This window comes from Streptomyces sp. NPDC060205 (assembly GCF_042728395.1).
Taxonomy (GTDB): Bacteria; Actinomycetota; Actinomycetes; order Streptomycetales; family Streptomycetaceae; genus Streptomyces.
Map to the genome: position 1 here is coordinate 1 of NZ_JBHWZP010000077.1, position 17,713 is coordinate 17,713.

A 17,713-nucleotide genomic window follows, 5' to 3' on the forward strand; every position below is an offset into this window, starting at 1 on the left:
AAGTTTGTGCCGTCGGCCACCGGCCGTGTGCGTCGCTTTTTGTCAAGGGCGCCTCGACAACGCGGGTTCGGCCTCCGGAGGCACCGGCGCACGGTCCGCCGGCTCCTCGATCGGCGTGTCGGCGAGGACGCCTCCACGGCCCCAGTGATCCTGCTCGACATCGCGTACGAGCACGGTCACGACGTCTCTCGGGCATCCCGCGATCCGGGCCACCGTCGTGGTCAACTCGTCCACGAGATCGGCTCGTTTCTGTCGGTCGTTGCCCTTCCACCAGTCCACGGTCACCACAGGCACGGTTCTCTCCTTGTTCGTCGGGTTCATTCGTCGTGTTCGTCGCAGGATGCGTAGGGATCAGCCGGGCGATTCCTCAGGGGTGACGATTCCCTCGGCGGCCGGGAACTGGTCGAATCTGCGTGCCAGTTCCGCCAGCATCCCGGGGGTCGGTTCGGGCGACGAGTTCAGCAGGTCGCCCAGTTCGCGGAAGTACCTCTCCCGGCCGCCGTCCGGGGTGAACATCACCAGCAGGGTGGCGGGGTCGGCGCCGGGATTGCCGAACGCGTGGCTGGTGCCGGGCGGCACCATCATGAACGTGCCGGGACCCGCGGTACGCCGCTCCCCGCCCAGCGTGAGCAGGACGTCGCCGCTCGCCACGTAGAACATCTCGGTCAGCTCCCGGTGGAAGTGCAGGGGGGCGCCGGGCGCGCGGGGCGGGAGCCGGTGTTCGGTGAGGCCGAAGCGGCCGGCCGTGTCGTCCCCGGTGACGAGGAAGGAGACGGGGGTGCCGCCGACGACGGTCGTGGGACCGCCCCCGGGCTCGATCACCCGGGGGAGCGTCACCGCTCGCTCCCGGCATCCGCCCGGCCGGCCGGCGTACGCGGCGACAGCGTCCGCAGTGCCACTGCGGCGGCCACCAGGGCGAGGACGGCGGTCAGTGCGTACGCCCGGCCGAACGCCCCGCCGGCGGGCGCGTCACCGAGGACGAGGACCAGGACGGCCAGCCCCATGGCGCCGCCCGTGTACTGCGTCGTCGTCAGCACGGCGGACGCGGTGCCCTGTTCGCTGTCCGGCACGTCCTTGGTGCCCGCGATGTACATCCCCGCGAAGGCCATGCCCTGGCCCAGCCCGCTGATCAGCAGGCCCGGCAGTACGGCGGTCCAGTACTCCGAGCCGCCCGTCCCGAGGCCGAGCAGGGCGAGGCCCGCCGCGCCGACCGCGAATCCGGTGGCGAGGGTGCGGCGGATGCCCCAGGACCCGGCGAGCTGACCGGTGACGAGGTTGCCCGCCACCACGCTCAGCGCCAGGGGCAGGAAGGCGATACCGGCGCCCAGCGGACCGTAGCCCCACACATCCTGGAGGAACAGCGTGATCAGGAAGAACTCGGCACCCACGCTCGCCATGTAGAGCGCCGACATCGCGCTCGCGCCGGCCAGTGAGCGCACCCGCAGCAGGGCCGGCGGGATGAGCGGAGTGGCGGCCGGGCGCCGGTCGTACGCCGACCAGGCCGTGCCCAGTGCGACGGCCGCGGCCAGGCAGCCGAGGCAGGACGCGGAGGCCCAGCCGTCGACCGCGGCCTGGGTGAGCGCCGCCACGAGGAAGAGCACGGCGCCGGTGAACAGGGCGGCGCCGGGGATGTTGAGGTGCCTGACCGAGGCCTTGGTCCGCGCGCCGGCCGGCAGGACCCGCAGCGCGAGGACGACGGTGACCGCGATGAGCGGCACGTTGACGAAGAACACCCACCGCCAGGAGAGCGCGGCGGTCAGCACGCCCCCGATCAGTACACCGGCCGCGAGCCCCACCGCGCCGATCGCACCCCAGATCGCGAGCGCCCGGGAACGGACGGGACCTGCCGGGAACGCGGCACCGATGAGCGCCAGCATGGCCGGGGTCAGGGCGGCGGCGCCGATGCCCTGGGCGGCGCGGGAGGCGACCAGCAGCCACTGGTCCCCGGCGAGTCCGGCCGCGAGCGAGCCCAGACCGAACAGGGCCAGCGCGCCGAGGAAGAGCCGGCGCGGCCCGGTCAGGTCGGCGGCCCGGCCCCCGACCACGAGGAAACTGGCGAAGAAGACGGCGTACGCCGACACGACCCACTGGAGCCGTTCCGGGGCCAGGCCCAGGCCCGACCCGATGCTGGGCAGTGCCACGTAGATGATCGAGTAGTCGAGTGCCACCAGGAACTGGGCGATGGACAGGGCCAGCAGCGCGGCCACCATGCGGCCGGTGAACCGGGTGGACGCGGGAGGGGACGTGGGGGAGGGAGAAGGGGCGGACTGCTCGGAGGAGTTCTCGGAGGAGTTCTCTGTGGAGGTCCGGGGTGTCTGGGCGGTGGTCATGACAGGGCTCCGGTCGGTTCCGGGCTGGTCCCGGTGAGGGCTCGGCTGCTGACGCGGGTCGGGGCGGGGGCCGTGACGCGGGCGGTGAGCGGTGTTCCGTGCAGGAGAACGTCGATCACCGAGGGGAAGTCGGCCACGACGTGGTCGGCGCCTGCGGCCTGGAGCGCCTCGGCGGTGTCGACGCCGTAGGAGACCGCCACGGTCCGCAGGCCCGCGGCACGGGCCATCGTCATGTCGGTGACGGTGTCGCCGACGTACCAGGATCGTGAGGCCCGCGCGCGGAGGTCGGACAGGGCCCGCAGTGCCATGTCGGGGTGGGGCTTGCCGCGTTCGACCATGTTGTGGCAGACGACGGTGTCGAACCGGTTGAGGATGCCGGTGGCGTCCAGCAGCGCGTGGGCACTGGCGTAGATCTTGGAGGTGGCGATGCCGAGCGGATGGCCGGCGGACCGCAGCCGCTCCAGCCCTTCGGTCACGCCCGGCAGCAGCAGCTCAGGTCCCCGGCTGAGGACGTCCGTGGTGAAGCGGCGGCGGTAGCGGGCGGCGGCCTCGGCGGTCACGGTGTCGTGGACGCACGTGCCCAACAGCCTCGCGAGAGAGGCTTCCAGGGGCTTGCCGACCGTGGCCAGCACGTCCGCGTGCGAGGGGTCGGCGCCAAGATCGCGCACCACGTCAGCGATCAGTCCGGCGATGGCGGACGGGGTGTCGGCGAGGGTGCCGTCGATGTCGAAGACGAACGCGGTGGTCATGCCGCGGCCACCTGCCCGTCCGGCCCGGCGGTGGCGGCGTACGCGACCGCGAGGTACCCGGCGAGCCGGGCGGTGCTGATCAGGACCTCGCGGTTGGCGGCGGCGGAACGGCCCTCCGTGGCCCGCGAGACGGCCTTCATCAGATACGGGGTCGCGGCGGGACCGCGCACACCGTCGTCCTCGGCGGCGCGCAGCGCCTCCTGGATGACGCCCTCCATGAGGTCGCTGTCCAGGGCGTGTTCCTCGTCGATGGGCGCGGTGATCAGGGCGCCGCCGGGCAGTCCGGCCGCCCAGTGCATCCGTACCGCGCGGGCGATGTCGCCCGGGTCGTCGATCCGCTGGGGGACGCGCAGACCGCTGGAACGGCAGTAGAAGGCGGGGAAGTGGTCGAAGCGGTAGCCGATCACCGGCACGCCGAGCGTCTCCAGGTACTCCAGGGTCAGGCCCAGGTCGAGGATGCTCTTGGCGCCCGCACAGACCACGGCGACCTTGCTCCGCGTGAACTGCACGAGGTCGGCGGAGATGTCGAAGCTCTCGCCCGCACCGCGGTGGACACCGCCGATGCCGGCCGTCGAGAAGAACGGGATGCCCGCGAGATCCGCGGCGACGATCGACGAGGCCACCGTGGTGGCACCCAGGCCGCCACCGGCCAGTACGACACCGACGTCCCTGCTGGACACCTTGGGCACATCGGTGCCTACCGCGAAGCGCTCCATGTCGTCGGGGGACATGCCCACGGTGAACCGGCCGCCGTCCAGTCCGACGGTCGCCGGGACGGCACCCGACTCCCGGACCGCCTTCTCGATGGCGAGCGCGGTCTCCACGTTGCCCGGATAGGGCAGTCCGTGGGCGATCACCGTCGATTCCAGGGCGACAACGGGCCGGTTCTCGGCCAGCGCGTCACCTACTTCCTCACTTGTACGCAGCAATGGGTGCACGAGGGGTCTCCTGAACGGTTCGTCGTACAGCGGTCGGGGGTCGGTGCGTACGACCCGGGTGGCGCCGGAGCGTGCCGCCCTCCGAGTCACCCCGACTGTCCCGGACCCCGTTCCCGTTCCGTTCCCACCTCGCTGCCGGCCGGCGCGATCCCGGAGCCGGTCACGCCGGGGGCACCCTCGCCACCGGCCCCCACCCGCGGGCGGGCAGCGCCTGGACCACGCGCCTCCCACGCACGGGCGGGCGGCGCCTTGGACCGCGCGCCCTACCGCGCGGAGCGTTACGTCACTTGCCGAACAGGCCGGTGACGAGGTCCCCGATGCCGTCGAGGAGACCGCCGGAGGACGTCTCGGTCGGCGAGGGCTCGGCCGACGCGTCGGGGGCGGTGGAGTCGTCCTGACCGGGAGCGGTGGTCGGCTCCTGGGCCGGGTCGGGGGACGTCGTCCGGCCGGGCTGCGTGGCGACCGCCTCCTCCTCGTCGGCCGGTACCGCCCCCGCGTTGCCCGCCTTCGAGGTCGGGCCGGCCTCGGTCGGCTCGCCATCCGCGGTGTTCGAGCCCTTCTCCTCGGACGGCGAACCGCCCATCACCTGCGGGACCGTGTCCCCGGACGGCTGCCGGACGGGCGACCCCGCGGCGGTGGACGAGGGGCTGCCGGCGGTCGGGGTGCCGGACTCCGGCCGTGCCGACCGCTGCGCCTCGTCCACGCTCCGGTTCTGGCTGTCGCCGCCGAGCACGCCGGGAATCTGGAGCCACGGCGCCGTCGAGTTGTTGTCGGCGATCGCGACGCCGAGGGTGGCGGCGGAGCACACGCATCCGGCTGCCACGAGCCAGCCCATCCGGCGCATCCGGCCGGCCCGCCGGCCGCTGGGATCGACGAATATCGGAGCACCGTCGGCTGAGTGGGACCGCCCCGGCTCGGAACCCGCCGCGTGGGACCCCGCCGCGTCGGAATCCACCGCGTCGCAATCCACCGCGTCGGACCGGCTTTCCGCGCCGCGGTCCATGACGTCCGTACCGTGCTCCGGGCGTATGTGCCCTTCCCCGCCCGCGTTGCCTGTCATGCAACTGCCCTTTCACCGTGCTGTGGTTCGTGTGTGAGCCATGAGTCGTCGGCCTGCGGAAGTGATCCGTTGCCACAGTGGTGGACGGATTGGTTCAAAGAGGAAAAGTTTTGTCCGAGCCGGCCGCGGCTTCGGCCGGTCGCTCGCAACCGGGCGGCCCTCCGCCTCGCCGTCTCGCAGCCTTCCGTCGTCGAACACGCCCCGTCGCGTCCGCCCTTGACAGGTTCGGCTAACGCAATTAGCTTTTAGCTAACAACATTAGCCAACGGGGTGGCGGCACCAGCCCGCCCACTCGACCTGGGAGATGTCATGACCGAGTACCTCGCCGTCGACGGTGGAACGATCGCTTACGAGGTGGCGGGGTCCGGCCCGCTGATCGTCCTCGCGCACGGCATGGGCGACAGCCGCGCCGCCTACCGCGCCCTGATCCCGCAGCTGGTGGCGGCGGGCCACCGCGTCGCCGCCGTCGACCTGCGCGGCTGCGGCGAATCCAGTACCGACTGGCCCGCCTGGAGCCGCACCGCCATCGCCGGCGACCTGCTCGCCCTGATCCGCCACCTCGGCGGCCCGGCCGTGCTCGTCGGCCACTCGATCTCCGGCGGCGCCGCCACCATCGCCGCGGCGCAGGAGCCCTCGCTGGTCACCGCGGTCGTCGAGCTGGCGCCGTTCACCCGCAAGCAGTCGATCAGCCTCGGCGGCATGCGCCTCAAGCGCTACCGGCAGGGCATGTTCCGGCTGCTCGGCACCGGCGTGTTCGGCAGCGTCGGCCAGTGGCGCGCCTACCTCGACGTGGCCTACCCCGGCACGAAGCCCGCCCACTGGGCCGAGCGGCTCGGCCGTATCGACTCCCTGGTGCGCGAGCCGGGCCGGATGAAGGCCATGCAGGCCATGGGCCGCAGCGCCCCGACCGACGCGGGCGCGCAGCTCGGCAACGTCCGCTGCCCGGTCCTGGTGGTGATGGGCACCCTCGACCCCGACTGGGTCGACCCGCACGCCGAGGGTTCGGCGATCGTCGGTGACCTGCCGGCCGGCCTCGGCCGCCTTGAGATGATCGAGGGCGCCGGACACTACCCCCACGACCAGTTCCCCGACGAGGTGCTTTCTCTCATGCTCGACTTCCTGCGGACGGACGCCGCCCGTGCCTAGGGCAGGACTGGACCCGGCGGCCGTGGTCGCGGCCGGCGCCGCCCTCGCCGACGAGGTGGGTTTCGCCCACCTCACGATGGGCCTGCTGGCCGAACGGGTGGGCGTGCGCACCCCGTCCCTGTACAAGCACGTGGGCGGTCAGGAGGACCTCAACCGGCGTATCGCGGCGCTGGCGATGAGCGAGGCCGCCGACGCCGTCGGCGGCGCGGTCCAGGGGTACGCGGGCCGCGACGCCCTGGCGGCCGCCGCCCGGGCCTTCCGCGCCTTCGTCCTGGACCATCCCGGCCGGTACGCGGCGACGATCGGCGTGGAACCGACCGACCGGGACGATCCGATGGCCGTCGCGGGCCGGCGGCTGCTCGGCGCGTTCAAGGCGGTCCTGCGCGGCTACGAGATCGCGGAGTCCGACATGGACCACGCCCTGCGCATGCTCCGCAGCCTGTGCCACGGGTTCGCCACCCTGCAGGCGGCCGACGGCTTCCAGTGGAGCGCCGACATCGACGAGAGCTTCGAATGGCTGATCGCCTTCGCCGACCGGGGCCTGCGCGCGGTCTGAACGCGCGGCGTCGCCTGCGGGTCAGTTCGTCCGGCCCGTCCCGCTGAGCGAGGCCCGCTGCCGTGCGGCGCGCACCGCCGCGGACAGCGCGGCGATGTCGTAGGCACCGTGGTGACGGCGGCCGTTGACGAAGAACGTGGGTGTGCCCGACACCCCGCTGAGGTCGGCGGACTCCACGTCCGCGGCGACCCTGGCGGCGCCCGTACCGGCCCGCAGGTCGGCGCGGAAGCGGTCGGTGTCGAGGCCGATCTCCTCGGCGTAGCGCAGCAGGTCCTTCGGCAGCAGATCCCCTTGATGCCGCATCAGCTGCTCGTGCATCTCCCAGTAGCTGCCCTGCCGGTCGGCGGCCTCGGCGGCCTCGGCCGCGAGCTGCGCACCCGGGTGCACGTCCGGGAGCGGCAGGTGCCGCCACACGTACCGTACGTCGCCGAAGTCGGCGAGCAGTTCGCGCACCACCGGCTCGGCCAGCCCGCAGTAGGGGCACTCGAAGTCCCCGTACTCCAGGAGCGTCACGGGCGCGTCCCGGGGGCCGCGCACGTGGTCGCGGTCCATGTCGACGGGCTCGCTGAGGTCGACGATGGTCTGCCCCGTGCCCAGCAGGGCGCGGGCCCGGGACGGCGCGGACAGGGCGCCGGTGACCGCGGTGACCAGCCAGGCGAGCAGGAACGAGCAGAGTACGGCGCCGAGGATGCCGATCTTGGCCTGCTCCAGCCGGTCGCCGTCGAAGGCGAGCGTGGCGATCAGCAGGGACACCGTGAAGCCCACCCCGGCCAGGGTGCCGCCCGCCGAGATGGCGCCCCAGCCGACCGGCGGATGCAGGCGCCCCTTGCTGAGCCGCGTGGTGAGCCAGGTCGCGCCGATGATGCCGACCGGCTTGCCGAGCACATAGCCGAGAAGGATGCCGAGGGTGACCGGGGAGGTGAACGCGCCGGTCAGCTGGTCGGCGCTGAGGGTGATCCCGGCGTTGGCGAGGGCGAACAGCGGCACGATCACATAGCTCGTCCAGGGGTGGAGCATGCGCTGGAGCCGGTCGTTGGGGGAGAGCGTCGAGGCGATCTGGCGCCGTACGGTGCGCTCCAGTTCGGCGGTCGGCTGCTCGCGGAAGCGCCGGAACTGCCTGCTGGCCTGTTCCAGGTCACCGCGCTCCGCCGGGCGGGCGTACGTCAGCAGTCCCATCGCGAGGCCGGTCACCACCGGGTCCACCCCCGACTTCAGCAGCGCCACCCAGATGGCCACGCCCAGGACCGCGTACAGGGACGGGACGCGCATGCCGAGGGTGCGGCGCACCAGCAGCACGACCGCGAACAGGCCGAACGCGGTCAGCAGCGCGGGCCAGGCGATGGCTCCGCTGTACGCGAAGGCGATGACGGCCAGGGCCAGGAAGTCGTCGACGACGGCGACGGTGAGGATGAAGACCCGCAGGCCGCCGGGCAGCCGGTTCCCGAAGACGGCGAGCATGCCCAGCGCGAAGGCCGTGTCCGTGGACATGGCCGCGCCCCAGCCGTGCACGGTGTCCTCGCCCGCGTTGACCGCCAGATAGATCGCGACGGGTACGAGCATGCCGCTGAGCCCGGCGAGCAGCGGCAGGGTGATCCGCCGCCGCTCCCGCAGCTCGCCCATGTCGAACTCGCGGCGCGCCTCCAGACCGACCACGAAGAAGAACAGCGTCATCAGCCCGCTGTTCAGCCACTCGCGCAGCTCCAGGGAGACACCGCCCGAGCCGACGCGGACCGACAACTCGGTCTCCCACAGGGAGTCGTACGAACCGGCGCCCACGTTGGCCCAGACGAGTGCGGCGAGCGCGCCCGCCAGCAGGAACGCGGCACTGCCGGTCTCCGTCCGCAGGAAGGCGCGCAGAGGGCTGCGGGGGGCGGTGCCGCACAGGGTCTGCAGGGGCGGCGGTGGTGTCTCGGATGGCACGGTCACCCCTTGATTCTGACCCCACTCATGATCCGGCACCCGACGGGGGCGCGGGCGGTGACGTCAGCGGCGTCCGGTCGACGACACGAGCATCGGCAGCGAGACGTAGTCGGCGAGCGCCCGCTGGCCCGCGATGTTGGCGTGGATCCCGTCGCCGGTGTCGTACGCCGGGTTGATGCTGTTGGGCTTCAGCGGGTCCTTGAGGACCTGGTCGAAGTCCGTCACGCCGTCGCACGTGCCGTCGCAGGTGTTCCCCTTCTTGACGTGGGTGCCGACGGCGTGGCGGTCGAGGTTGTTCCGGTCCGTGTAGCCGGGACGCGGGGTGATCGGAGTGACGAAGACCTTGATCCCGGCGGCCCGCAGCCGCTGGAACACCTCGTCGTAGCTGCGCAGGATCAGCTCGGCGTCGCAGCCGTTGGCGAGGTCGTTCGTGCCGTAGTAGTAGAGGACCCCGGTCACCCCGTGCAGGGCGAGCACGTCCCGCTCCAGCCGGGACACCGCGTCGAGCCCCCGGATACCGGCGGGATTGCGCGGGCAGTCGGCGGAACTGGTCGTGCCGCCGATACCCGCGTTGGCGACCGCGAGCTGCCGGGTGCGGGGGAGTTCGGCGGTGATGCGGCGGGCGAGGTCGTCCGTCCAGCGGTGATCGGTTCCCTCGGGCGTGCAACCGGGCCCGCAGTCGGTGCTGCCGGTCCCGTCGACCACCGAGCTGCCGTACGCGACGATCGTTCCCCTGAGCTTCGGGTTGTGCACGTCGACGGCGCTGACCAGGTACGTGGAGCCGACGGTCTGCGTGTACGCGGAGCCGCTCGCCTCGGCCGTGCGGTCGCCGGAGCCGGGCGCGGTCAGGTAGTTGGAGCGGAAGGCGCTGGTGTGCCGTCCGGGCGTGACCGTGCCGGACACGGACAGGGAGACCGCGACGTCGTCCTGCGCATCGGTCCTCAGCGCCGCCGCGTCGCTCCACACCTCGCCGCCGGCCGGTACGACGACCTCGCGGCGCCCGTCGAAGGTGACGGCGAGGACGTCGCCCTCGACGGCCGGGCCCTGGCCGTCGCTGTGCCCGACGGTGGCGGCGTCCACGGTGAGCGGGGCCGTGCCGAAGGTGTTCTGTATGCGGATCCGCAGCGCCCCGCCGCCCTGGGCGAGATGGGTGATCATGCGAACGGACTGATCACGCAGGGGAGTCGGGGCGAGTTCCTGCTGCGACTGCGCCCAGGAGGTGAACCAGGCGCGTCCGGCCGATGCCGTGGCCGCTGCGGGACTGGCGGTCGCGGTGGCGGCCGTGGTCGCGGAGACCGCCGACCCCGACGCCAGGAGCGTCAGGGTCAGGGCCAGTGCGGCACGGCGCAAGGAGGGCGTACGGAAAGGGGGCATGGGGGTCCCTTCGGTGACGTACGGTCCCGGCGCGCAGGCGCGACCACCGGGACCACGGCGGCTCGTTCCCGTATGGCCTGCCCGTGGGGTCCCTGCGTCAGACGTGACGGCCGGTGTCAATTACCGGGTCAGGGACGGGAGTTGCCGTCCCACCCGGTTCCTGCCGACCGCCCGTGCCGGAGGCCCGGCGGTCAGGAGACGCGGGCCACACCCGTGTAGATGCCGCTGCCCTCGGCGTCCTGCACCTTGCCCGAGGCGTCCCACTCCGTCGCCGTCACCAGGCCCGGCGCCACGAGTTCGAGGCCGTCGAAGAAGCGCTCCACCTCCGCGCGGGTACGGAAGCCGAGCTGGATACCGCCCTTGGCGTACTCGGCGGTGACCTGCGCGGCCAGCTCCGGATACAGGTCGGAGGCGGCGTGCGACAGCACCAGATAGCTGCCCGACGGCAGCGTGGCGACCAGGTCGCGGACGATGGAGTGGGCGTCCTGCTCGTCGGGGATGAAGTGCATCAGCGCGATCAGCGACAGCGCGACGGGACGGCTGAAGTCCAGGACGCGCCGGGCGTGTTCGACGATCGCCTCCGGCTGCCGCACATCGGCCTCGATGTAGTCGGTGACCCCGCCGGGACGGCTGACGAGCAGCGCCTCGGCGTGACGCAGCACGATCGGGTCGTTGTCGGTGTAGACGACCTTCGCCGTCGGCACGATCTCCTGGACGATCTGGTGGAGGTTGGGCTCGGTGGGGATGCCCGTACCGATGTCCAGGAACTGGTCGACGCCCTGGGTGGCGAGCCAGGCCGCCGCCCGGTGCATGAACTGCCGGTTCTGGCGGGCCGCGTCCTTCGCCTCGGGCGGCAGCTTCTCGCCCACCGCCTCGTCGACCGGATAGTTGTCCTTGCCGCCCAGCAGCCAGTCATAGACCCGCGCGGGATGCGCCTTGTCGGTAACGATCTGCGAGAACCGCTGTGGGCCGGTCGACATGACAAGCAACTCCATCGTGCCAATGAACGGGTTGGATCAACTATTCGATCACGTAAGGGGAGTACATCATGTGCTTCGCGCGTCAGGGAAGCACCGGGCGTACGAGACCACCGCCAGGGCCACCGCCAGCGCGCCCAGGAGCCAGCCGCCGAGCACGTCCGTCGACCAGTGCACGCCCAGCCAGATCCGCGTGAACCCCACACCGGCGACGGACACCACCGCCACGGCCGCGGCGCTACGCCACAGGACGCGCCCGGCGCCGTACAGCCGCAGGACCCACAGCAGCAGGCCGCACGCCACCATGGCGGTCATGGCGTGCCCGGAGGGGAAGGCGGCGAAGTGGGCGGAGTCCACCGGGTCGGGCCAGACGGGGCGGTCGCGGTCGACCGCCGCCTTGATCCCCTGCGAGAGGAGCCCGGCGACCAGGAGGGTGGCCGTCAGCCACAGGGCGAGCCACCACGCGCCGTGGTGCAGCACCAGCCACAGCACGGTGACGGCGATCAGGGCCCGCATCGTCCAGGGGTCCCACACCCAGTCGGTGAGGATGCGGAACGCCTGGGTCAGGTCGGGGTCGTCGACCGCCCAGCGGTGGGTGGTGCGGGCGATGTCGCCGTCGAGGGCCATGAGCGGGTCCCAGGAGGCCGTGACCAGGGCGATCAGCAGCACGGTGGGCAGAGCGAGAGCCATGGCAACGCGCAGGGCGATCCCGGGGCCGGTCGCGTGGGGCGGCGAGTCGACGGGAGAGTGCATACGCCGATCCTCGCCGACGGGTGGGGTCCGAGGCGAACCCGGGGTTTCCCGCGCGTCCTGCTTCCGTTCACCCGAGCGCCCGCAGCCCCGGCCCGAAGGCCACCAGGACCGGGATCACCGGCACCAGCGCCGCCGCCGCGGTGAGCCTCAGCCGGCGGGTGGGCGGCAGGCGGTCCGGGGGAGTGAGCAGCCGGTGGACCCGCAGCGGAACATGCGCCTGCGGCGTCGGACAGGGGCCGAACACACCGCGGTCCTCGTTGAGTTCCACCAGCGCAAGGGCGGTCGTCAGCCGGCCGAACCGGCGTGAGGCCATGTCGTCGGCGGCCAGTTCCACCAGCCGGTGCATCTCGTCGCGGAACGCCGCGAACACCGGGACCTGCGGAAACCCGCCCGCCAGCGCCGCCGAGGAGTGCAGCAGCCAGTTGTGCCGGGCGCGCGCGTGACCCTGCTCGTGGGCGAGCACGGCGTCCAGCTGCTGCCCCTTGAGGCGACGCAACGCGGCGGTGGTGACGACCAGTTGGGGCGCGGCGCCAGGCAGCCACCAGGCATCGGGACGCTCCCCCTCCAGGACGACCAGCCGCTCACCGCCCGGCTCCTCACCGGGCAACAGCGGTGCGCGTACGACGAGTTCGGCGCGGCGGCGACGGCGGCGGGCCGCGGCCCGGCCGATCTCCCGGGCCAGCATGGCCGCGGTCCACACCCCGCCGAGCGCCAGCGTCACCGCGGTCGCCGCGGCCCAGGGCCCTCCGGCGAGCGCGTAGGCCTCCACCACGGCGTGCGGGGCGGGGGCGAAGAGCCGGCCGCGCACCGCCTGCCAGGCGGCGGCCGCGCTGAGCGCCATCGACAGCGCGCAGCAGAGCAGGACGGCCACCACCACGCACTGCCACGCCCACAGGGCGACCACCGGTTCGCGGTCCTGCCACCGCGCCCGCGCGAGCAGGCGCGGAGCGAGGACGGCGGCCAGGGCGCCGAGCAGCAACAGTGCCGCGGGGACCATCATGGGCGCAGCCTATGAGCGCGGCGGCGCCGCCGGATACGACTGATCGCGGCAAGTGACGCAGACCACGGTTGCGTACGGTCGCGAATCCCCTCAGAGAGTGCCCTCGGGCCGTGTCCCCGGCCGGTGCCCTCAGAGGGTGAGGAGCATCGCCAGCATCCCTATGCCCATGGAGAGCCGGCAGGCCCGCGCCAGCTCCAGCCGGTCGCCCCAGCCGGGCGCGCGGAGACCTCCCGCCGGTCCGCCGGCCGCGACCGGTATGAGCCGTGTCCCGGTCCACAGCACGTACGCGGTGAAGTAGACGAGCAGCACGCCGGTCAGCACGGGAATCCCCGAGTGCGCTCCGCCGGCCATCATCGCCGCCATGTAGACCATGGCGAAGGCGCCCACCAGGTGGTGCAGATGGTGGGCACTGCTGCGCGCCGCCCACAGGGCACGCAGTGCGGCCACGCCGAACACGGCCGCGTAGACGGTCCAGGCCCAGCGCGGTGGCGCGAGCACCGCCGCGGGCACCGCCATCGCGGCCATGCCGAATCCCATCAGCGCCTCGCCGCCCGCGGTACGGCGCTGCTCCTCGACCCTGCTGCGCATCCGCAGCAGGCAGTAGGCCCCGGTCGCCGTGCACAGCGCGACGAGCAGCCAGCCGGACGGTCCCGCCCCCGGTCCGTGCACCGCGCACCTCCCCGCTCGACCTCGACGGTGTTCGGACAGTCCGGTCGAAGTGATGCCCCGGCCGGGCGGGGCACAAGCGGAGGCAAGCGGGCGCAACGGCGTACAGGGGGAGCGTGCGGGGCGTGCGCGGCAGGTCGCCGGAGCTCCGGCAGCCCGCATATCCTTGCGATGTTTTACGAGTAAAACACCTGCTAGCCTTATGGGTATGAGCAGTGTCCGCCCCCGCCACCGCGCCGCCCCCGTCCGCCGACTGCCCCTCGCGGGCGTCCTGCGCCTCAACCGGCCCTCCGACATCTGGTTCAAGCCCGCGCTGAGCGTGGTCGTCGCCGTCGGGGTGCCGAACCTGACACTGCTGGCGCTCGGCCGCCTGGACCTCGCCCTGTACTCCATGGCCGGCTCGCTCTGCGCGCTCTACGCGCACAACCTGCCGTACGCGGCCCGCAGCCGTGCCCTCGCCTGGGTCGTCCTCGGCATGCTCGCCTCGGTCGCGACAGCCCTGGTCACGGCGTCGCTCACGTCCTCCGCCGCGGTCCTGGTCGCGGTCGGCGCGCTGCTCGCCGCCGCGCACAAGGCGGTGAGCGACCTGACACGGATCGGCCCGCCCGGACCGGTGATCTTCACCTTCATCAGCTCCGCCTCCCTCTTCGCGCCCCAGACGCTCGGCCAGGTCCCCGGCCATCTCGGCCTCGCCGCCGTGGCCGGCGCCTGGGCCTGGCTCGTCGGCATGGCGCCCGGCCTCCTGCGCCCGCACGGCCCCGAGCGCCGGGCCACGGCCCGCGCGCTGAACGCGGCGGCCGGGTACGTGGAGGCGTACGAGCCGGTGTCCGCCTCCGGCGCGCGCGGCGAGACGGGCCACGAGCGCGCCCGGGCCGCCGCTTCCGCCGCCGTGCACGCCGCCTGGCAGTCGCTGCTCGCCACCGGCGCGCGCCCGGAGCCCCGCCGCGCCCTCGAACGGCTCGTCGTGCGGGCCGAGGTCGCCCTCGCGGCCCCCGCCGACACGGACCCCGCCCTGCTGCGCACCTGGGCGCGCGACCTGCGCGGCACGAACCCCGTACCCCGCCTGGCACCTGGACAGGACGCCGACGAACTGCTCGGCGTGGAGATCGAACTGCTGGAGGCCGGACCGGCTGCCGGAAAGAGCGGGAGCAGGCGGTGGACATGGCCCGGCAGGTTGCGCCCCCTCCTCCCGCTCGCCCTGCGCACCGCGCTCGGCTGCGCCCTCGCCGGTTACGTGTCCCTGGCGCTCGGCGTCGGCCGCCCCTACTGGGCCCTGGTCACCGCGGCCTCGCTCTATCAGGCGAACCTCACACTGACCTGGAGCCGGGGCGTCCAGCGCGTCGTCGGCAACCTCGTCGGCGTCCTCCTCTTCGCGGCCGTCGCCCCGCTCGCCCACCTCGGCCCCACCGCGCTGGTCCTGTGCTGCCTCGCCTTCAACTTCGGCGCGGAGGCACTGATCACCCGCAACTACTGGCTCGGCAGCATCTGCGTGACCCCGATGGCCCTGCTGATCACCGAGTTCACGGGCTTCCAGGAGCCCGGCGCGCTGATGACGGACCGGGTCGTGGACACGCTCGTCGGCGCGGCCGTCGGTTTCGTGGCCGCGGTCGCCGTCACCAACCGGCGCGCCGGTGACCGTATCGAGGACGCTCTCGACACCATGGAACGTGCCCGCGAGCACGCGGCACGGCTGATCGCCGCCGAGCGGCCGGGCCCCGGCGCCGGCGCGCTGGAGGCCGCCCGCCGGCGGCTGGCCGCCGCGCTCGTCGAGCTGCGCGCCACGGCGGACGCGGCGGCCGGCGAATGGTGGCAGCGCGCCCTGCCGCAGGAGCGGGTGATGCTGGCGGAGCAGGCCGGACACCGTACGCTCGCGGCGACGGTACGACGGCAGGGACCGCACGTTCTGGAGGACGCAGAAGCATGACGGCAGCGAACGGTCGGAGGGCGGTCGGCGCCGATGCCGCCGGTGGCGGGCCCCACGAGGGCGCCGGGGCGGGGCGGCCGGCCGGGGGCGACACGGTCGCCGCGGTGGTCCGGCAGTGGCGGACGGTCCATCCCGACCTCGACACGGGACCCATGGAGGTCATCGGCCGTATCAACCGGTGTGCCGCGCTCCTGCAGCAGGCCGAGGACGCGCCGCTGCGGCACGCCGGGCTCACCCGCCCCGAGTTCGACCTCCTCGGCGCGCTGCGCCGCACGGGCCTCGAACTGACACCGGGCGAGCTGGCCCGGGAGACCTTCTCCTCCGGCGCGGCCGTCACCAAACGGCTCAAGCAGCTGACCGAGCGGGGTCTCGTCGAACGGCGCGGGGACGCCCGCGACCGCCGCGTCGCCCACGTCCGCCTCACGGACACCGGCCGCGCCCTGGTCGACGGCATCCTCCCCGAACAACTCGCCTACGAGACGACGGTCCTCTCCGGCCTGGACGGCACCGGCCAGCGCGAACTCGCGACCCTCCTCGGCGCGCTCCTGATCCAACTGGAGGGCCGCCTGAACACCCCACGCACCTGATCCGGGCCCCCTTGAGGGCCCCCTTCCAGGGACACGGGAACGGCGCGCCAAGCCTGCCCGCCCGGCCGCGGCGGGATCGGGCACGTGTCGAAGTGCCGCCCGGTGGGGGCTGGCCGCGCAGTTCCCCGCGCCCCTGAGGGGCGCGTACCCGGCCGAGCCGAAGACCGCGAGGGAACTAGTCGAGCCAACGGGGTGCTGCCCCCGCCCTCGTTCCCACCGCGTCCGGGCAGGCGCCCCTCAGGGGCGCGGGGAACTGCGCGGCCAGCCCCCACGGTCCCGCACTGTGAAACGTGCCGGGTGTCGGTGCGGCGCTGGTGGGCTTCGCTGGATTCTGCCGCGTCGGGGCAGGCGCCTTGAAGGGGCGCGGGGAACTGCGCGGCCAGCCCCCACGGTCCCGCACTGTGAAACGTGGGGGGTGTCGGTGCGGCGTCGGTGGGCTTCGCTGGATTCTGCCGCGTCCGGGCAGGCGCCCTGTAGGGGCGCGGGGAACGGCGCCAGCGGCCCCCACCGCCCCGCACTGTGAAACGTGCGGGGTGTCGTGCGGCGTCGGTGGGCTTCGCTGGATTCTGCCGCGTCGGGGCAGGCGCCCTGTAGGGGCGCGGGGAACGGCGCGGCCAGCCCCCACGGCCCCGCACTGGCGAAACGAATCCCCGCCCCGGAGGGGGACCGTGCGGTCAGCGCAGCGCCGCCGTGCTGGCCCGCACCACAAGCTCCGTGGCCAGTTCCACCCGAGGTGAGTCGAGAGACCTGCCCCGGGTGAGCCGCAGGACCGTACGGACCGCCAGCTTCCCCATCTCCGCGAGCGGCTGACGCACAGTCGTCAGCGGCGGAGCCGACCACCGGACTTCCGGAAGGTCGTCGAAACCCACCACGCTCATGTCCTCAGGCACCCGCAGCCCCCGCCGCCGCAGCGCCTCGACGGCCCCCATCGCCATCTGGTCGCTCGCGGCGAAGAGCGCCGTGGGCGGCCGTTCGAGGTCCAGCAGCGCGGCGCACCCGGTGAACCCGGACTCGGGACGGAAGTCCCCGGGCACGATCAGCGACTCGTCGACGGCGATCCCCGCCCGGTCCAGCGCCGCACGGTACCCGTCCAGCCGGGCCCGCGAGCAGAGCAGCCGCGGCGGCCCCGCGACGAACCCGATCCGGCGGTGCCCGAGCCCCACCAGATGCTCGGTGGCGGCCATCCCGCCGGCCCAGTTCGTGACCCCCACCGTGGGCGCGTCGAGCGCGGGCGAGCCCGCCGGGTCGACCACCACGAGCGGCACCCCGAGCCGCCGCAACTCCTCGTGGAGGACGGGTTCCAGGACGGACGTCACCAGGATGACGCCGTCCGAGGCACGCGCCCGCAGGTTCGTCATCCACCGGCGGGCGTCCCCCGAACGTCCGTGGATCGCCGAGACGACCGTCCCGACGCCCGCCGCGTGCGCGACCTCCTCCACCCCCCGGATGATCTCCACCGCCCATGGGCTGTCGAGGTCGTCGAAGACGAGGTCGATCAGCGCGGCCCGCACCCGCGCCCCGGACGGCCGCCGGCGGTAGCCGTGCAGTCGCAGCAGGTCCTCGACCCGCGCCCGCGTGTCCGGCGCCACGTCCGACCGGCCGTTGACCACCCGCGAAACGGTCGGAACGGACACCCCCGCCTTCCGGGCGATCTCCGTGATCGTGACCCTGCCCCGCCCCTCGCGGGCCCCGCCGCCCCCGGCGTCCCCGGTGTCCTCCTCGGTCAACTGCCC

17 protein-coding genes are annotated in these 17,713 nt (G+C 73.4%); 4 read left to right on the forward strand and 13 right to left on the reverse strand.

Annotated features, from left to right (window positions below; all coding sequences use genetic code 11):
• Positions 1 to 42: 42 nt before the first annotated feature.
• The 6 genes from ACFWGJ_RS16175 to ACFWGJ_RS16200 all read right to left on the reverse strand — a co-directional run bounded on the left by ACFWGJ_RS16175 (position 43) and on the right by ACFWGJ_RS16200 (position 5,077).
• On the reverse strand, positions 43 to 294 hold the full coding sequence (locus ACFWGJ_RS16175) for a 4-oxalocrotonate tautomerase family protein (RefSeq protein WP_387324483.1): 252 nt from the start codon (positions 292 to 294) through the stop codon (positions 43 to 45).
• 57 nt (positions 295 to 351) lie between these two features.
• Positions 352 to 837, reverse strand: coding sequence for a cupin domain-containing protein (locus ACFWGJ_RS16180; RefSeq protein ID WP_387324486.1), 486 nt, complete (start codon positions 835 to 837; stop codon positions 352 to 354).
• On the reverse strand, positions 834 to 2,330 hold the full coding sequence (locus ACFWGJ_RS16185) for an MFS transporter (protein WP_387324488.1): 1,497 nt from the start codon (positions 2,328 to 2,330) through the stop codon (positions 834 to 836). Before ACFWGJ_RS16185 ends, ACFWGJ_RS16180 begins: the two co-directional genes overlap by 4 nt.
• Positions 2,327 to 3,079 carry an HAD family hydrolase gene (locus tag ACFWGJ_RS16190; RefSeq protein ID WP_387324490.1) on the reverse strand — a complete coding sequence of 251 codons (753 nt, stop codon included), beginning with the start codon at positions 3,077 to 3,079 and terminating at the stop codon, positions 2,327 to 2,329. The genes ACFWGJ_RS16185 and ACFWGJ_RS16190 overlap by 4 nt, the downstream gene beginning before the upstream one ends.
• A complete protein-coding gene (locus ACFWGJ_RS16195; protein WP_387324491.1) occupies positions 3,076 to 4,017 on the reverse strand; it encodes a pseudouridine-5'-phosphate glycosidase in 942 nt (313 codons plus the stop codon). The genes ACFWGJ_RS16190 and ACFWGJ_RS16195 overlap by 4 nt, the downstream gene beginning before the upstream one ends.
• 283 nt (positions 4,018 to 4,300) lie before the next feature.
• Complete coding sequence (locus ACFWGJ_RS16200; protein WP_387324493.1) at positions 4,301 to 5,077, reverse strand: hypothetical protein; 777 nt, start codon at positions 5,075 to 5,077, stop codon at positions 4,301 to 4,303.
• A 309-nt stretch (positions 5,078 to 5,386) separates the two neighbouring features.
• Here ACFWGJ_RS16200 and ACFWGJ_RS16205 point away from each other — a divergent pair, with 309 nt between their 5' ends.
• Together ACFWGJ_RS16205 and ACFWGJ_RS16210 are read left to right on the forward strand one after the other, a co-directional pair.
• A complete protein-coding gene (locus ACFWGJ_RS16205) occupies positions 5,387 to 6,223 on the forward strand; it encodes an alpha/beta fold hydrolase (protein WP_387324495.1) in 837 nt (278 codons plus the stop codon).
• A gap of 22 nt (positions 6,224 to 6,245) precedes the next feature.
• A complete protein-coding gene (locus ACFWGJ_RS16210) occupies positions 6,246 to 6,779 on the forward strand; it encodes a TetR/AcrR family transcriptional regulator (protein ID WP_387324558.1) in 534 nt (177 codons plus the stop codon).
• Between the two features lie 21 nt (positions 6,780 to 6,800).
• Here the strand turns inward: ACFWGJ_RS16210 and nhaA are convergent, their stop codons facing one another.
• From nhaA to ACFWGJ_RS16240, 6 genes are all read right to left on the reverse strand, one after another.
• Positions 6,801 to 8,699 carry a Na+/H+ antiporter NhaA gene (gene nhaA / locus ACFWGJ_RS16215; protein WP_387324560.1) on the reverse strand — a complete coding sequence of 633 codons (1,899 nt, stop codon included), beginning with the start codon at positions 8,697 to 8,699 and terminating at the stop codon, positions 6,801 to 6,803.
• Positions 8,700 to 8,762: 63 nt separating this feature from the next.
• Positions 8,763 to 10,073, reverse strand: coding sequence for an SGNH/GDSL hydrolase family protein (locus tag ACFWGJ_RS16220; protein ID WP_387324497.1), 1,311 nt, complete (start codon positions 10,071 to 10,073; stop codon positions 8,763 to 8,765).
• 191 nt (positions 10,074 to 10,264) lie between these two features.
• Positions 10,265 to 11,053 carry an SAM-dependent methyltransferase gene (locus ACFWGJ_RS16225; RefSeq protein WP_387324500.1) on the reverse strand — a complete coding sequence of 263 codons (789 nt, stop codon included), beginning with the start codon at positions 11,051 to 11,053 and terminating at the stop codon, positions 10,265 to 10,267.
• 66 nt (positions 11,054 to 11,119) lie between these two features.
• Complete coding sequence (locus tag ACFWGJ_RS16230; protein ID WP_387324502.1) at positions 11,120 to 11,803, reverse strand: phosphatase PAP2 family protein; 684 nt, start codon at positions 11,801 to 11,803, stop codon at positions 11,120 to 11,122.
• Between the two features lie 67 nt (positions 11,804 to 11,870).
• A complete protein-coding gene (locus ACFWGJ_RS16235; RefSeq protein WP_387324505.1) occupies positions 11,871 to 12,803 on the reverse strand; it encodes a M56 family metallopeptidase in 933 nt (310 codons plus the stop codon).
• A 129-nt stretch (positions 12,804 to 12,932) separates the two neighbouring features.
• Positions 12,933 to 13,472, reverse strand: a complete 540-nt coding sequence (locus ACFWGJ_RS16240; protein ID WP_387324506.1) for a DUF5134 domain-containing protein — start codon at positions 13,470 to 13,472, stop codon at positions 12,933 to 12,935.
• A 205-nt stretch (positions 13,473 to 13,677) separates the two neighbouring features.
• Between ACFWGJ_RS16240 and ACFWGJ_RS16245 the strand changes: the two genes are divergently transcribed.
• Both ACFWGJ_RS16245 and ACFWGJ_RS16250 read left to right on the forward strand, forming a co-directional pair.
• Positions 13,678 to 15,393: an FUSC family protein gene (locus ACFWGJ_RS16245; protein ID WP_387324508.1), complete on the forward strand. Its 1,716-nt coding sequence runs from the start codon at positions 13,678 to 13,680 to the stop codon at positions 15,391 to 15,393.
• On the forward strand, positions 15,390 to 15,980 hold the full coding sequence (locus tag ACFWGJ_RS16250) for a MarR family winged helix-turn-helix transcriptional regulator (protein WP_387324511.1): 591 nt from the start codon (positions 15,390 to 15,392) through the stop codon (positions 15,978 to 15,980). The genes ACFWGJ_RS16245 and ACFWGJ_RS16250 overlap by 4 nt, the downstream gene beginning before the upstream one ends.
• Before the next feature lie 674 nt (positions 15,981 to 16,654).
• Here ACFWGJ_RS16250 and ACFWGJ_RS16255 read toward each other — a convergent pair.
• Positions 16,655 to 17,707, reverse strand: coding sequence for a LacI family DNA-binding transcriptional regulator (locus ACFWGJ_RS16255; protein WP_387324512.1), 1,053 nt, complete (start codon positions 17,705 to 17,707; stop codon positions 16,655 to 16,657).
• Positions 17,708 to 17,713: the final 6 nt, after the last annotated feature.

What these genes read in the sequence shown, in the direction of transcription:
- ACFWGJ_RS16220 (WP_387324497.1), bottom strand. Translation starts at nt 10,073, where the DNA reads ATGCCCCCTTTCCGTACGCCCTCCTTGCGCCGTGCCGCACTGGCCCTG.
- ACFWGJ_RS16235 (WP_387324505.1), bottom strand. Translation starts at nt 12,803, where the DNA reads ATGATGGTCCCCGCGGCACTGTTGCTGCTCGGCGCCCTGGCCGCCGTC.
- ACFWGJ_RS16200 (WP_387324493.1), bottom strand. Translation starts at nt 5,077, where the DNA reads ATGACAGGCAACGCGGGCGGGGAAGGGCACATACGCCCGGAGCACGGT.
- ACFWGJ_RS16250 (WP_387324511.1), top strand. Translation starts at nt 15,390, where the DNA reads ATGACGGCAGCGAACGGTCGGAGGGCGGTCGGCGCCGATGCCGCCGGT.
- ACFWGJ_RS16205 (WP_387324495.1), top strand. Translation starts at nt 5,387, where the DNA reads ATGACCGAGTACCTCGCCGTCGACGGTGGAACGATCGCTTACGAGGTG.
- ACFWGJ_RS16230 (WP_387324502.1), bottom strand. Translation starts at nt 11,803, where the DNA reads ATGCACTCTCCCGTCGACTCGCCGCCCCACGCGACCGGCCCCGGGATC.
- ACFWGJ_RS16190 (WP_387324490.1), bottom strand. Translation starts at nt 3,079, where the DNA reads ATGACCACCGCGTTCGTCTTCGACATCGACGGCACCCTCGCCGACACC.
- ACFWGJ_RS16225 (WP_387324500.1), bottom strand. Translation starts at nt 11,053, where the DNA reads ATGTCGACCGGCCCACAGCGGTTCTCGCAGATCGTTACCGACAAGGCG.
- ACFWGJ_RS16185 (WP_387324488.1), bottom strand. Translation starts at nt 2,330, where the DNA reads ATGACCACCGCCCAGACACCCCGGACCTCCACAGAGAACTCCTCCGAG.
- ACFWGJ_RS16245 (WP_387324508.1), top strand. Translation starts at nt 13,678, where the DNA reads ATGAGCAGTGTCCGCCCCCGCCACCGCGCCGCCCCCGTCCGCCGACTG.